Origin of the sequence: Mycobacterium sp. OAE908, from assembly GCF_017872775.1 — a bacterium.
Classification (GTDB): Bacteria; Actinomycetota; Actinomycetes; order Mycobacteriales; family Mycobacteriaceae; genus Mycobacterium.
In genome coordinates this window covers 2,554,380-2,569,003 of record NZ_JAGGJL010000001.1, presented here as the reverse complement: position 1 = coordinate 2,569,003, position 14,624 = coordinate 2,554,380, and the positions used below count along the sequence as shown (strand labels likewise).

The 14,624-nt window shown below is 67.0% G+C and carries 15 protein-coding genes; 8 read left to right on the top strand and 7 right to left on the bottom strand.

Annotation, left to right across the window (positions count from 1 at the left end):
* Positions 1–157 precede the first annotated feature (157 nt).
* The gene (locus J3E61_RS12555) at positions 158–1,837 is read left to right on the top strand and encodes a DEAD/DEAH box helicase (protein WP_210083769.1); all 1,680 of its coding nucleotides are present in this window, start codon (positions 158–160) and stop codon (positions 1,835–1,837) included.
* Here the strand turns inward: J3E61_RS12555 and J3E61_RS12550 are convergent.
* On the bottom strand, positions 1,834–2,301 hold the full coding sequence (locus J3E61_RS12550) for a polyketide cyclase (RefSeq protein WP_210083768.1): 468 nt from the start codon (positions 2,299–2,301) through the stop codon (positions 1,834–1,836). The genes J3E61_RS12555 and J3E61_RS12550 overlap by 4 nt on opposite strands.
* Positions 2,302–2,369: 68 nt before the next feature.
* Between J3E61_RS12550 and J3E61_RS12545 the strand changes: the two genes are divergently transcribed.
* Positions 2,370–3,083 carry a Type 1 glutamine amidotransferase-like domain-containing protein gene (locus J3E61_RS12545; protein WP_192725576.1) on the top strand — a complete coding sequence of 238 codons (714 nt, stop codon included), beginning with the start codon at positions 2,370–2,372 and terminating at the stop codon, positions 3,081–3,083.
* A 19-nt stretch (positions 3,084–3,102) separates the two neighbouring features.
* Here the strand turns inward: J3E61_RS12545 and J3E61_RS12540 are convergent, their stop codons facing one another.
* The 5 genes from J3E61_RS12540 to J3E61_RS12520 are packed head-to-tail and all read right to left on the bottom strand — an operon-like array spanning position 3,103 to position 7,639.
* On the bottom strand, positions 3,103–4,332 hold the full coding sequence (locus tag J3E61_RS12540) for an HNH endonuclease (protein WP_210083767.1): 1,230 nt from the start codon (positions 4,330–4,332) through the stop codon (positions 3,103–3,105).
* Positions 4,333–4,376: 44 nt separating this feature from the next.
* A complete protein-coding gene (locus J3E61_RS12535) occupies positions 4,377–5,192 on the bottom strand; it encodes an HAD-IIA family hydrolase (RefSeq protein WP_210083766.1) in 816 nt (271 codons plus the stop codon).
* 42 nt (positions 5,193–5,234) lie between these two features.
* Entirely contained in the window at positions 5,235–5,711 is a 477-nt protein-coding gene (locus J3E61_RS12530) for a VOC family protein (RefSeq protein ID WP_210083765.1), read from the bottom strand.
* Between the two features lie 18 nt (positions 5,712–5,729).
* A complete protein-coding gene (locus J3E61_RS12525) occupies positions 5,730–7,124 on the bottom strand; it encodes a PH domain-containing protein (RefSeq protein ID WP_210085531.1) in 1,395 nt (464 codons plus the stop codon).
* A 32-nt stretch (positions 7,125–7,156) separates the two neighbouring features.
* Positions 7,157–7,639: a PH domain-containing protein gene (locus J3E61_RS12520; RefSeq protein ID WP_210085530.1), complete on the bottom strand. Its 483-nt coding sequence runs from the start codon at positions 7,637–7,639 to the stop codon at positions 7,157–7,159.
* 47 nt (positions 7,640–7,686) lie between these two features.
* Here J3E61_RS12520 and J3E61_RS12515 point away from each other — a divergent pair, with 47 nt between their 5' ends.
* The 6 genes from J3E61_RS12515 to J3E61_RS12490 all read left to right on the top strand — a co-directional run bounded on the left by J3E61_RS12515 (position 7,687) and on the right by J3E61_RS12490 (position 14,139).
* Positions 7,687–8,598, top strand: coding sequence for an SDR family NAD(P)-dependent oxidoreductase (locus tag J3E61_RS12515; protein ID WP_210083764.1), 912 nt, complete (start codon positions 7,687–7,689; stop codon positions 8,596–8,598).
* Complete coding sequence (locus J3E61_RS12510) at positions 8,598–9,791, top strand: molybdopterin molybdotransferase MoeA (protein ID WP_210083763.1); 1,194 nt, start codon at positions 8,598–8,600, stop codon at positions 9,789–9,791. The genes J3E61_RS12515 and J3E61_RS12510 overlap by 1 nt, the downstream gene beginning before the upstream one ends.
* 41 nt (positions 9,792–9,832) lie before the next feature.
* Positions 9,833–10,531, top strand: a complete 699-nt coding sequence (locus J3E61_RS12505) for a phosphatidylserine decarboxylase (protein WP_192725581.1) — start codon at positions 9,833–9,835, stop codon at positions 10,529–10,531.
* Positions 10,528–11,382, top strand: a complete 855-nt coding sequence (gene pssA / locus J3E61_RS12500) for a CDP-diacylglycerol--serine O-phosphatidyltransferase (RefSeq protein WP_192725582.1) — start codon at positions 10,528–10,530, stop codon at positions 11,380–11,382. The genes J3E61_RS12505 and pssA overlap by 4 nt, the downstream gene beginning before the upstream one ends.
* A gap of 1 nt (position 11,383) precedes the next feature.
* On the top strand, positions 11,384–13,582 hold the full coding sequence (locus J3E61_RS12495) for an AAA family ATPase (RefSeq protein WP_210083762.1): 2,199 nt from the start codon (positions 11,384–11,386) through the stop codon (positions 13,580–13,582).
* 131 nt (positions 13,583–13,713) lie between these two features.
* Positions 13,714–14,139, top strand: coding sequence for a GrpB family protein (locus J3E61_RS12490; protein ID WP_210085529.1), 426 nt, complete (start codon positions 13,714–13,716; stop codon positions 14,137–14,139).
* On the opposite strand, the gene J3E61_RS12485 is transcribed toward J3E61_RS12490, so the two are convergent.
* On the bottom strand, positions 14,122–14,610 hold the full coding sequence (locus J3E61_RS12485; RefSeq protein ID WP_210083761.1) for an SRPBCC family protein: 489 nt from the start codon (positions 14,608–14,610) through the stop codon (positions 14,122–14,124). The two genes, J3E61_RS12490 and J3E61_RS12485, sit on opposite strands and share 18 nt — an antisense overlap.
* Between the last annotated feature and the right edge of the window lie 14 nt (positions 14,611–14,624).

Genomic DNA, 14,624 nt, shown 5'->3' with positions numbered 1-14,624 from the left:
CTCGGTTACGTCCTCCCTTGTCCGGAAGTGGGCTCGCGATGCTGCCTGTCACGACAATCGGTCTAGCGAGTTGCCGACCTGCGACACGTTCTCCAGTAGAGATGCGCGCGCGTAATCCCCTGCGCTAGGCTGCTGTCCGATCAGTGAGGAGCTTTGGGTGCCGGCTTTTGCAGCGCCCGACACCCAGGCTTTGCGGGGCTGGCAGCGTCGGGCATTGGTGCGGTATCTGGGTGCCAAACCCCGCGACTTCCTCGCCGTCGCGACGCCGGGGGCAGGTAAGACCGCGTTTGCCCTGCGCATCGCTGGAGAGCTGCTGGCAGACAACACCGTCGAGCGAATCACGGTCGTCGTGCCGACCGAACATCTCAAGACGCAGTGGGCGCAGGCGGCCGCAAGGGTCGGCATCGCGCTGGACCCGAAGTTCAGCAACTCGTCGGCGCAGACGTCGTCGGAGTACCACGGTGTCGTCGTCACCTATGCGCAGGTGGCCAGCCACCCGACGCGGCATCGGGTGCGCACCGAGAACTACCGCACGCTTGTCATCTTCGACGAGATCCACCACGGCGGTGACGCGAAGAGTTGGGGCGACGCGATCCGCGAGGCCTACAACGACGCGACCCGACGGCTTGCGCTGACGGGTACTCCGTTCCGCAGTGACGACAGCCCGATCCCGTTCGTCACCTACGAACCCGACGGCGACGGGCTGATGCGGTCGCTGGCCGACCACACCTACGGCTATGCCGAGGCGTTGGCCGACGGTGTGGTCCGGCCCGTCGTCTTCCTGGCCTACTCGGGCGAGGCGCGGTGGCGCGACAGTGCGGGCGAAGAACATGCCGCCCGCCTCGGTGAGCCGCTGACCGCTGAGCAGACCGCCCGCGCGTGGCGCACCGCGCTGAATCCGGCAGGCGAGTGGATGCCGGCGGTTCTCGCCGCCGCCGACAAACGCCTGCAACAGAAGCGTCAGCACGTTCCCGACGCGGGTGGCATGGTCATCGCCTCCGACCAGACCGCTGCCCGCGCCTACGCCGAGTTGCTCACCAAGATCACCGGCGAGGCGCCGACGGTGGTGCTGTCCGACGATCCCGGTTCCTCGGACCGCATCAGCCAGTTCTCGGCAGGAAGCAGTCGCTGGCTGGTCGCGGTGCGGATGGTGTCCGAGGGCGTCGACGTGCCGAGGCTCGCCGTCGGCGTGTACGCGACCAGCGCGTCGACGCCGCTGTTCTTCGCCCAGGCGATCGGGCGGTTCGTCCGTACTCGCCAACCCGGTGAGACGGCGAGCATCTTCCTGCCATCCGTGCCCAACCTGCTGTTGCTGGCCAGCGAGATGGAAGCCCAGCGCAATCACGTGCTCGGCAAGCCGCACCGCGAGGCTGAAGGCGACGAGGAGTACGTCGAGCGACGCAAGTCCGAGCCCGGTGACATGGACAACGGCTTCGAATCGCTTGGCGCCGACGCAGAGTTGGATCAAGTCATCTTCGACGGCTCCTCGTTCGGGACGGCGACGCCTGCGGGCAGCGAGGAGGAAGCCGACTACCTGGGTATCCCCGGCCTGCTCGACGCCGAGCAGATGCGAGACCTGTTGCGGCGCAGGCAGGATGAACAGCTGTCGAAGCGCACTGCGACGGGCGAGGTGCCGCGGCCGTCGACGCATGGACAGCTGCGCGAGTTGCGTCGTGAGCTCAACGCGTTGGTGTCGGTGGCCCACCACCGAACTGGCAAGCCGCACGGTTGGATCCACAACGAGCTGCGTCGGCTCTGCGGCGGGCCGCCGATCGCCGCCGCGACGACGGATCAGCTCAAGGCGCGCATCGAAGCGGTGCGCACGCTACAGGCTTAAGCCAACTCCGCCAGATGCTTCAGCGAGTTGTCCAGATGCTGCCGGTCGAACGGCGGGAACCCGATGTGTTCGCGGGTTTCCGATGGGACACCGGACCAGTCGTAGGTCAAAGTGACTTCGGTTTCCGCCGGGCCGACTGACGTCAGGTCATAGCGCCAGAGCCACCCACCGAACTCGAGATTGGCGTCGTCAGCACCTTGTCCGGGTAGCCATGCGATGGCTCGCGGCGGCTCGAAGACCTCGACTCTGTTGGCCATTTCGTAGAACTTGTCCGGGTGGTTCTCGTGAAACATCGTCATCCGGAAAACCTGACCGACGCCGGCCAGCGGCTTGTCATCCAGCGGCTCACGCACCCATCCGGTGCCGTCAATGGCCTGGTGCGTCGACGGGTCGGCCAGCACGTTGAAGACGTCCTGAACCGGCGCCTGAATTGTCAGCGTGGCAGTCATGCGTTCTTCGGTCATGTGAATAGAGACTCCGCGCATCCCGATAAGTAATCGCGCAAACCGACAATCCCGCATACGTTTTCCTCATGCCCGCCGACGCGCCGACAATCCTCGCGACTAGCGGAGGCCTGCGGGAAGGGCGGCGGACCCGATGGGAGTTCAGCGAGCTGACGGAATACGCGATCGAGTTGGCCGGCGTCACGGGACGCGCGCCGCGGATCTGTTTCGTCGCCACCGCGCTCGGTGACAATCCGACCGTCCTGCACTGGCTCACTGACGCCGCGCACGTGCGGGGGCTCGCCGCGTCGCACCTGACGCTGTTCCCGATGCCCAACGTCGACGACATCACCGCGCACCTGCTCGACCAGGATGTGGTGTGGGTGTTCGGCGGAAGCGTGGCGGGTCTGCTGGCGATGTGGCGGCTGCACGGTGTGGACGCGGCGATGCGAACCGCATGGCAGGCAGGCGTGGTGCTCACCGGCGTCTCCGCGGGATCGATCTGCTGGCACGTCGGAGGCACGACGGATTCGTTCGGACCGGATCTTCGGCCAGTCACCGACGGGCTCGCCCTCGTGCCGTATTCGAACGGCGTTCATTACGACTCCGAACCGCAGCGCCGCCCGTTGTTCCAACGCCTCGTCGGTGACGGCACCTTGCCGGCCGGATACGCCACCGATGACGGCGCGGGTGTGCTGTATCGCGGCACCGACTTTGTCGAAGCGTTCAGCGAACGTGATGGCGCCGCAGCGTATTTCGTCGATGCGGCCGACGAGACTCGACTCGACACCCGGCGGCTCTAGGGCGCTGCCCCGGTCGGGGTTAGTTGTTGGTTGGTGGTGGTTGGTAGGGGTCATACCACCACCAGTCGGCGCGCTCGCCCAGCGGCCCGCTCCAGGGTGGAACATCGGGTGGGGGTTTCGTGGGTGGACGCGCCAGTGATCTGGTGTCGAGTGGTTCGCCGGTGTTGTCGGTGACGGTGAGGTGGTGGGCGGGTCCGGTGAGGGTGATGACGCCGCGGTGGTGCAGCCGGTGGTGGTACGGACACAGCAGCACGAGGTTGTCCAGGTCGGTGGGGCCGCCGTTTTCCCAGTGCACGAGGTGATGGGCGTGCAGTCCGCGGCTGGCCCCACACCCGGGTACCGCACACGTGGGGTGGCGATGTTCCAGCGCGCGGCGCAGCCGCCGATTGACCGTGCGGGTGGTGCGTCCGGCGCCGATCGGTTGGCCGTGGCGTTGGAACCAGACTTCGCAGGTGGCATCACAGGTCAGATATTGGCGATCGGCATCCGAGAGCAGCGGCCTCAGATGCAGGGCGGCCATGCGCTGCTCCACGTCGAGGTGGGCGACGACGGTGGTGTGTTGTGCGTGCGGGCGGCGCGCGGCCTCGGCGTCCCAGCCGGCCTCCACCAGCCGCATGAACGCCTCACCCGTGGTCGGCGCCGGGGGCCGCTGCGCTGAATCGTCGCCGCTTCCGTGGTCGAGCTTGTACTCGGTGTAGAGGGCGTCGTGATGCGACGCCAGTGCGGCGTCGAGCTTGGCCGACTCGATATGCGGCAGTCGGATGCGCCACGTGGTGAAGTGCTCATCAGTGGTCTTGGTGACCGAAACCTTCGGCTCCGATTGCGGTTCGGGGTCGGGTCGGGGTTCGAGTTTGACCGCGGTGCGCAACTGGTTGACCGTCGCCACGGCCGCCAACTGCGCGTAATGCTCATCAGAGCCCACGCCCGCCGCGCCGGCGATGACGCCGACCTGATCCAGCGACAACCGGCCCTCGCGCATCGCTTCTGCGCAGCGCGGAAACTCGTCCAACCGGCCCGCGACCGTCGTAATGGTCTTCGCGGTGGTCGAGGACAACCCCAGTCGCCAGGCCACCAACCCCGCCACCGAGCGTGCCCCGGTGGCACCCCACAACCCGTCGCGGTCGATCTCGGCGACGATCTCCACCACGCGCCCATCAATGGCGTTGCGCTGCCCCGCCCACTCCGCGAGCTCCTCAAAGAGCACCTCAAGACGCTCTTTCGGAATCATCGCGGTCGCCGCCAAGAACATAACCCCATCATCACAAGGGGTCCGACAAATTTCGGGCCGCAGCGTTAGAGCCCGAGGAGTTCCGGCAGACCGGCTACCGAGTCGATGACATGATTGGGCTGCATCGCGAATTCGTCTGCGGCCCAACGGTCCAGCGTGTCCTGGCGGAACTTGCCGGTGCGCACCAGCACCCCGGTCATCCCCACCACCTGCGCGGCCAGCACGTCGTTGTTGAGGTCGTCGCCGATCATGTACATCTCGTCTGCGTCGACGCCCAGCCTGCTCGCGGCGGCCAGAAAACCTTCGGGCGCAGGCTTGCCGACAGCGGTGGCCTTACGGCCGGAAGTCTCTTCCATTCCGATCAGGTACATGCCGGTGTCGACCCGCAAGCCGTCGGTGGTGGTCCACGCGGTGCTGCGATGCATTGCGACCACCGGCACTCCCTGCGCCATCCAGTCGTACACCCACGACAACGTCAGATGGCTGTACTCCGGGCCCGCCCCGCCCAGCAGCACCACATCGGGCGTCTCGGGTGCCTTCGGGCCGGCGAATTCGCTCGAATACGCGATGTCGATGCCAGGCATGTCCTCGGCGATCTGCCCGCTGTTGACCAAGAAGCACCGCGCATCGGGATAGCGGCTGCGGACATACTCCGCGGTGAGCACCGCAGCGGTGATGACCTCGTCGGCGCGCACCGCCATCCCGGCCTCGGTGAGGAGTTCGGCGATCTGCACCCGGGTCCGCGTCGTGGTGTTGGTCAGGTACGAGCACGCAATCTGGTTGTCAGACAAAGTCCGCAATGTTTTCGATGCGCCCGCGATCGGCTTCCACGACGTCACCAGGACGCCGTCGATGTCGAACAGCACACCACCGATTGCCATGGCCCGACACTAAACGGCAAACGAATCAGCGCAACTCGGGGGCTACCCGAACTGCGCGAAGTACGGCCGCTCCTGCTTACCCTTCTCGACCAGGATGAAGACGACACCCCACGGGCCGGCGAACCACGTGGTGCGCACTCCTGCGATGTCGGCGATTCCATCGACGAGGAAGCGAACTCCCTTGTCCTCCAGCGTCTTCCGAGTTGCGGCGACGTCGTCGCAGATCAGCCCGATGTGCGACAGCCCTGGGTCGGCCAGACCTGTCCGGGCCGTGTCGCCGCCGTCGGCACGCAGATACTCGATGACTTCGAGCACCCGGTCACCGTCGTCGCCGAAGCCTACGATCGCGGCTTTCATCGCAGGATCGGCCAACAATTCACCCATGTCGGCGCGGATGGCGTCGCCGTCCATCACGTACGGCGGCGAAAGCACCGTGAATCCCAGCACGTCGCGGTAATAAGCCACGGCCGCCTCACAGTCGGGAACGCAGACGCCGCTATGTGCCAGGCCCGTGATCATGTCCTCGATTCTGGCAGTTCAAGCCTTGGCCCATGCGTTGTCGGCGACCCACGGCGATGCGGCCGCTGCGATCGTCCATGCCAGCTCGGCGGGAACGTCGATCACCCGGTAACGCTTCACTCCCGCTGCGGTCGCGGCGATCAACGTCGCGACGCCCGCACGGCGCTGCAGCAGCGTCTGGCGCACGGTCCATCCGATGATGCCCGCCGCCGCAATGCAGTCGCGGCGCCGATCCAGACTGCCCGACCGTGCCACCAGCCACTCCGGATCCACCCGATGCCCGAGCGCCCGCGACCGGTCGACCGCCAACAGCACACAGCAGACCGTCAGCACCACCCACACCGGCCACCCCCAGATCGGTGTCGGCACCACGACCATCACGATCAGCAGCACCGCGGGCAGCGCCAACGCCCGCGTCCAGCGCCTGCGCGTCGCCGCGGCGCCGTGTGCCTGCAGCGGGCCGCTCACCGCGTCCGGGTTGGCGATCAACCCCGACAACACCGACTCAGCAGTCACGCGCGGGCATGGCGGCAGCAGCAACGACGCCTCGCCGGCCCCACCGACACCCGTCATCACCGCGTCCAGTCGGGCGCCCCCGAACAATCGCACCAACAGCGGCTCACGCAACGTGCCGCCGCGTAACCGCCGCATGTCGAAGGTGTGCTCGCGCAGCCGCAGCAGTCCATGCTCGAGGTGCAGCAGCTCCGCATCTCGGCGCAACACGAGATTTCCATACGTCACCAGCGACCGCAGCACCGACAACACCACCGAGGCGACGAGCACCACGACCGCGGCCACGCTCAGGCTTGCCGCGACTCCGAAGCGCTCCGCGGCCTCAACGCCAGACCGGGCCAGTCGCGAATCCTGCAGTGCCGCAATGGCACCCGCCTGATACAACAGGCCAACTGCCGCCGCGATCATCGCCAGTCCGGTGAAACTCAGCGGACTGTAACGCAACCAGGAAGGCTGCCAACGCGCCAACTCCCGGCCCGACGTGTCCTGTTCGATCACAAGCGAATCCGCCAGCAGAATGGCGCGCAGCCGCGGCACTTCTCCGGCCTCGACCGCGTCGAGTGCGAACGCCGCGTCGCGCGTGGCTTCCTGGCCTGTGCCGAGCCGCAACACAGTCAGCCCGAGCAGTCGGTGCAACAGCCGAGCATCGGTCGAAACAGAGCGAATCCTGTTTCGCGGCACCGAAAGAACCTTGCGCTGAAGCACGCCTTTACGCAGCCGCACTTCTTCGGCGTCGATCCGGTACGCGGTGGTGAACCACCGCGCCACGCCATAGCCGACGACGAGCGCGAGGCCGAACAGCGTCCACAGCGGATTGCCCGTCGCCGATCCGAGCACCACCGAGCCGATCAGCAGCGGTATCTGGCGGAGCACCTCGTGGACGGGATGCACCAACAGCATGCGTGGGCTGAGTCGTTGCCACACCTCGCCGGTCACGTCGCGTCCTCCGCGCCGAGGGCCGCGATATCGGTCAGCTGTGCGACAACCCGTTCTGCCACATCGAAATCCAGCGCCACGATGCGCACTGCACCCGCCGACGACGCCGTCGTCACCGTCACATTGGCCAGCCCGAACAGCTGGTCCAGCGGGCCACGTTCGGTGTCGACGGTCTGCACCCGCGAGATCGGCGCGATCCGGTGCTCCTGCACCAGCCAGCCTGTCCGCGTATACACCGCCTTGGGGTCGATGTCCCAGCGGTGCACGCGGTATCGCCACACCGGGACCACCCCTACGAACATCACGATGCCCAACGCCGTGGCCACGGCCGCAGTCGCGTGTAACCACGGCAACCCGGGGCTGACGACGAACCAGACCAGCTGGCCCACCGCCAGCATCAGCCACGGGATCGCCGCGCCGATCGCCCAGACCAGCGGGGCCTTGCGACTCGGCCGGTTGGCCGGTTCGATCAGCTGCATCCCCACGACAACGAAACTAACCGTTAGGCCCTGAGTATGTTGAGGCCATGAGCAGCAAGTGGACCGCGGCCGACGTGCCGGATCAGACGGGCCGAGTCGCAATCGTGACAGGTGCGAATTCGGGCCTGGGCTTCGACACCGCGGCGGTATTGGCGGGCAAGGGTGCCCACGTCGTGCTCGCCGTGCGCAATCTCGCCAAAGGCAACGAGGCCGCAGATCGGATCAGGTCGAAGAATCCCAACGCAGAAGTCAGCCTCCAGGAGTTGGACCTGACGTCGCTGGACAGTATTCGCAAGGCCGCCGATCAGTTGCGCGCCGACTATCCGCTCATCGACCTGCTGATCAACAACGCGGGCGTGATGTACGTGCCGACGCGCGAAACCACCAAAGACGGTTTCGAGATGCAATTCGGCACCAATCATCTCGGCGCCTTCGCGTTGACCGGTCAGCTGCTCGACAACCTGTTGCCGGTCGAGGGGTCGCGGGTCATCGCGGTCAGTAGCGTCGGCCACCGCATCCTGGCCCGGATCCATTTCGACGACTTGCAGTTGGAACGCAGATACAACCGCGTCGAGGCCTACGGCCAGTCCAAGCTCGCGAATCTGCTGTTCACCTATGAATTGCAGCGGCGGCTCGCCGCCAAGGGGACGCCCACAATCGCCGCGGTCGCCCATCCAGGTCTGTCGGACACCGAGTTGATGCGGCATCTGCCCAGCTTCATCCCTCCCTTCCTATGGCGTTCGTTCATGCAGCCCGCAGCGATGGGTGCGTTGCCGATCCTGCGCGTGGCCACCGACCCCGACGTGCAGGGCGGCCAGTATTACGGGCCCGACGGCATCGGCGAAACCAGAGGCCATCCGAAACTCGTTGAGTCCAGCGGTCAGTCGCATGACGAGGATCTTCAGCGGCGACTGTGGACGGTGTCGGAAGAACTCACCGGCGTGACGTTCCCCGTCTGATGCGCACCGTCGATGAACACCGGCGCGTCGTCGCCGGACTGATCACCGCCAAGCCTGCGGTCATGCTGCCGCTCACCGAGACGCTCGGCCTCGTATTGGCCGACGATGTGGTGGCGCCGCTCTCGCTGCCGGGGTTCGACAACTCGGCCATGGACGGGTACGCCGTGGTGGCCGACGACGTCGCTGCCGCGACACCCGAACAGCCCGTGCTGCTGCCCGTCGCCGAGGACATTCCGGCAGGCCGCACCGACCCGCTCACACTGAAACCCGGTACGGCACACCGCATCATGACCGGCGCGCCCCTGCCGACAGGGGCGACCGCGGTGGTGCCGGTCGAGGCGACCGACGGTGCGACCGACACGGTGGCCATCCGCACCAGCGCGAAACAAGGTCAGCATGTCCGCCGCGCCGGCGAGGACGTCACGGCGGGTACTACGGTGTTGCACGCGGGCCAGGTACTCACGCCCGCGGCGCTCGGCCTGGCCGCTGCGCTGGGCTTGGGCGAGCTGAAAGTCGTTCCCCCGCAACGGGTCTTGGTGATGTCGACCGGCACCGAGCTGGTGGCTCCCGGCACCCCGTTGCAGCCGGGACAGATCTACGAGTCCAACGCCGTGATGCTGGCCGCTGCCGTGCGTGACGCAGGCGCGGTCGTTGTCGCCTCGCCGATGGTCGGCGACGACGTGGACGCGTTCCGCAACGCGCTCGATGCACATGTCGGTGACGCCGACCTGATCATCACGACGGGTGGTGTGAGCGCGGGCGCCTACGAGGTGGTCAAGGATTCGCTCGGGGGCGAGGTCGACTTCGTCAAGGTGGCGATGCAGCCGGGCATGCCGCAGGGTGCGGGATCGGTGAACGGCGTGCCGATCATCACGCTGCCCGGCAACCCGGTCAGCGCGCTGGTGTCGTTCGAGGTGTTCATACGCGAACCGCTGCGCGCCGCGATGGGACTGCCGAATCCGGAGCGGCCGCGGCGAACGGCGGAACTGGCCGAGGACCTCACCTCCCCCCGCGGCAAGCGGCAGTTCCGCCGCGGAGTGCTCGACCGCGACGCCGGAACGGTCACCAGCTACGGACCGCCGGCATCACACCATCTTCGCTGGCTGGCCTCGGCCAACTGCCTGCTGGAGATCGACGAGGACGTCGCCGAGGTGGCCGCCGGGTCGACCGTGCACGTGTGGGACTTGGCCTAAGCCCTCTCGGCGAAAGGGGCCGCCCGTAGAATCGCTGCACGATGGCCAGACGCCCCGACCTCAAATCCGGCCCCGAGCGGCTCGCGGCGCTGGTGCGCACCACCATTCCGCCGATGCACGCTGCAGGGCTGCCCTTCGTTGGCGCCAGCCTGGCGCTCGCCGCGCTGGGACGCAAGCGCCCATGGCTGCGCAGAGCCGGTCTCGCCTCGGCGGCCGCGAATGCAGCGTTCTTCCGGCATCCGCCGCGGGTGCCACCCACCCGGCCGGGACTCATCGTCGCGCCCGCGGACGGGCTGATCTGTCTGATCGAGGAGGCGCTGCCGCCTGCCGAACTCGGCCTGCCCGCAACGCCGTTGCCGCGCATCAGCATCTTCCTGTCGATCTTCGACGCCCACGTGCAGCGGGCGCCGATCAGCGGCGAGGTGGTCTCGGTCGTGCACCGGCCGGGGGCGTTCGGTTCGGCTGAACTCGAGGCAGCCAGCGAGGACAACGAGCGCAACAGCGTGCTGATCCGCACGGCCGAAGGCGCCGAAGTGATCGCCGTGCAGATCGCGGGCCTGGTGGCGCGGCGCATCGTGTGTGAGGCGAAGGTCGGCGACAAGCTGACCATCGGCGACACCTACGGCCTGATCCGCTACGGGTCCCGGCTGGACACCTACCTGCCCGCAGGCTCCAACATCCTGGTGTCTACCGGGCAGCGGGCGCTGGCCGGCGAAACCGTATTGGCCGAGCTGCCGTGAGACCGCGCATCAAGGCGCCCGTCGTAAGCCTGCGCATTCTGCCAAGCGCAATGACGGTGGCAGCCATCTGCCTTGGCTTGACGTCGGTGAAGATGGCACTGGACAACCGGCCCACCGAGGCGATGGCGTTTCTGGCGGTGGCCGCGATCCTCGACGCGCTCGACGGGCGCATCGCCAGGATCCTGAAGGTCACGTCGCGGATGGGCGAGGAGATCGACTCGCTGGCCGATGCGGTGAATTTCGGTGTGGCACCGGCGTTTATCGTCTACGGCACCTTGCTCTCGCACTCGCGGGTCGGCTGGATCGTGGTGCTGGTCTACTCCGTGTGCATCGTGTTGCGGCTGGCGCGCTTCAACGCGATGCTCGACGTCGACAAGCCTGCCTACGAGAAGGAGTACTTCGTCGGCATGCCTGCCCCGGCAGGAGCGATCGGCGCAATCGGGCCGCTGGCCGCCAAGATGCAGTTCGGCGAGGGCTGGTGGACCTCGGAGGCGGCGGTCATCATCTGGATGATCGGCGTCTCGCTGCTGGTCGTCAGCACCCTGCCCATGCGCAAGATCCACACGTTCTCGGTGTCGCCCAACATGGTTCCGCTGCTGCTGCTCGGGGTGGCCGTCCTGGTGGCGGCGTCAATCTTCTACGGCTATCTGACAATCCTGGCGATCATCGCGGCCTACGTCATCCACATCCCGTTCGCGATCCGGACTCGACGCTTCCTTGCCGAACATCCGGAGGTATGGGACGACAAACCCCGGCAGCAACGCGCTGCGCGCCGGGCGATCCGACGTGCGTCGCAGCCCCAGCGCCGCCGGTCCAATCTGCGACTTGGACTGCGCAGGCCCGGTCGCTGACATGACGCAGATCGAAGCCGCGGAGGATCCTCCGCTGAGCCATCTGCGTCTCACCGCGCGACTGAACACGTCGGCGCTCGACGCACGCAGAGGCGTCGTTCGGTTGCACCCGGAAGCCATTGCAGCCCTTGGCATTCGCGAGTGGGATGCGGTATCCCTGACGGGTTCGCGAACCACCGCCGCGGTCGCAGGGCTGGCGCCGGGCGGGACGCCTGCCGGCACTGCGCTGCTGGACGATGTGACGCTGTCCAACGCCGGTCTGCGCGAGGACACCACGGTGATCGTCTCGGCGGTCACCGTCTACGGCGCACGATCGGTGACGGTGGCCGGCTCCAAACTTGCCACCCAGTCGATTTCGTCGGCGACGCTGCGTCAGGCTCTACTTGGCAAGGTGATGACTGTCGGCGACACGGTGTCGCTGTTGCCGCGCGATCTCGGCCCCGACATTCCGACGTCGGCCGCCACCGCGGCGCTGGCATCGTCGGTAGGCATCACCTGGACGTCGGAGTTGTTGACGGTCACCGGTGTCGATCCGGCTGGACCCGTTAGCGTGCAACCGAACTCGGTGGTGAGTTGGGGTGACGGGGTTGCGCCGGTTGCGCCCGCAACGGCAGGCCAGCACACGGTGTCCACCCCGAAGAAGGCGGCGACGGTCAACATCGACGACCTGAAGGGTTCGCACGCCCAGGCTTCGCGGCTCACCGAATGGCTCAAGCTTGCGCTCGACCAGCCCGAGCTGCTCGAAACTCTGGGCGCCACATCGAATCTCGGCGTGCTGGTGTCCGGGCCGGCCGGCGTCGGCAAGGCCGCCTTGGTGCGGGCGGTGTGCGCCGATCGGCGACTGGTCGAGCTCGACGGCCCCGAGGTGGGCTCGCTGCGTGCTGAAGACCGACTGCAGAGCGTGTCGTCCGCCGTGGCCACTGTGCGCGACGGTGGTGGCGTGCTGCTCATCACGGACATCGACGCGCTGCTGCCGGCTACTGCGGAACCCGTTGCAACGCTGATCCTTACCGAACTCCGCAATGCGGTGGCCACCCGGGGCGTCGCGTTCATCGCAACAACGCAGCGGCCCGACGGAATCGATCCGCGGTTGCGGGCGCCCGACCTGTGCGACCGTGAACTCGGGCTCAGCCTGCCCGACGGCGCGGTCCGCAAGCAGCTGCTCGAGGTGCTGTTGCGCGACGTGCCTGCCGCCGACCTCAGTCTCGACGAAATTGCCGATCGCACACCGGGTTTCGTCGTCGCTGACCTCTCAGCGCTGGTGCGGGAGGCCGCGCTGCGGGCCGCGTCGCGAGCCAGCGCCGACGGTAAGCCGCCAGTGTTGACGCAGGACGATCTCATCGGCGCGACGACCGTCATCCGACCGCTGTCACGTTCGGCGACCGAAGAGGTTTCGGTCGGATCGGTGACGCTCGACGACGTCGGCGATATGGCAGAGACCAAGCAGGCGTTGACTGAGACGGTGTTGTGGCCTCTGCAACATCCGGACACCTTCCAGCGCCTCGGCGTTGCACCGCCGCGGGGAGTTCTGCTCTACGGCCCACCCGGCTGCGGCAAGACGTTCGTGGTGCGTGCGCTGGCCAGTTCGGGGCGGCTGTCGGTACACGCGGTCAAGGGTGCCGAACTGATGGACAAGTGGGTCGGCTCGTCGGAAAAGGCGGTGCGCGAACTGTTTCAGCGTGCCCGCGATTCGGCGCCATCGCTGATTTTTCTCGACGAGATCGACGCGCTCGTGCCGCGGCGCGGGCAGAGCTTCGACTCCGGGGTCACGGACCGCGTAGTCGCAGCGCTGTTGACCGAACTCGACGGCATCGAGCCGCTGCGCGATGTGGTGGTGCTCGGCGCGACGAACCGCCCGGAGCTGATCGACCCCGCGCTGCTGCGGCCGGGCCGGCTGGAGAAGCTGGTGTTCGTCGAGCCGCCCGATGCAGCTGGCCGTCGCGAAATCCTGCGCACCGCAGGCAAATCCATCCCGCTGTCAGCTGACGTCGACCTGAACGCGCTGGCCGGTGAGCTGGACGGCTACAGCGCAGCGGACTGCGTGGCTCTGTTGCGTGAGGCGGCGCTGACAGCGATGCGGCGCTCGATCGACGCGGCCGACGTAACAGCCGCCGACGTCGCGAAGGCTCGCGAAAACGTCCGGCCGTCGCTGGACCCCGCGCAAGTGGAGTCGCTGCGGGCATTCTCGGCGGCACGCTGAGTTGAGGCCGCCATGCCACTTACGTGTTCCATCGCCGAGTTCGACACCAGGGCTGTGGTTTATGGCGTAGCGGCGACATTCAACAGCCCTGCTGCAGAAATCGCGCGTAGCACCGTGGCGCGACTCCTAGGCTGAGTGAGTGGCTCGCTGAACCGGTCGAGCACGTGGGTTCGACCGCAGTGCCGGGTCTGGCGTCCAAACCGATCGTCGACATCCTTGCTCCGATCACCTCGCTGATGGATGCGCAGGCGGCGGTGCCACTGCTCGAAGAGGATGGGTGGCGTCACTGGCCCTCCGATCCGAACGGGTCGTGGCGATCTTGGTTCCTACGACCGCAACCCGAGGCTCGCACCCATCACCTTTATCTCATCCAGCACGACCATCCGCGCGTGGCAGAACTTCGTGCGTTTCGCGATGCACTGCGCGCCGACGGCTCGCTTCGCGACCGTTACGAGGCGTTGAAACGCAACTTGGCGAACGAGTTTCGCGACGATCGCGAGGCATACACCAATGCCAAGGCTGGCTTTGTCGCGGATGTGCTACGCGCGTTCCGCTAGCGCGGCGAGTCGCTCGATCGATGCCAGCAGTTTGTCTGCGGTGGTGTCACGCGCGCGCGGCAGTCGCTTCTCGTCGGTCAGCGCCGACCAGTCGTAGGTGTGGGTGACCCGCGTGCGTGAGTCGTCGACGGGTTCGAGCTCCCATCGCCACAAGTGACCCGGCGGCAGCTTGCCCGGTTCCGAGGGCCGCCATGCGATGAGCCGGCCCTCCTCGAATTCGACGACGTGATTCGTCCGATCGCTGCCCATCGTCAGCGTCATCGTGAACACGTCGCCCACTGTCCGCACACGTTGACCGACGGGCGCTTCGGCGAGGTTGTCATTGCCATCCCATCGCGGCTGCTGCGATGGATCGGCGATCAGTTCGAAGATCTTGTCCGCTGGGGCCGCGATCACCCGGCTCGCGCTGACGACCTTGGTAGTCACGATCCGATTCAACAACATCTTGACAGTGACTAGTTGCAAGCGCATAGTCAAACCCAGAA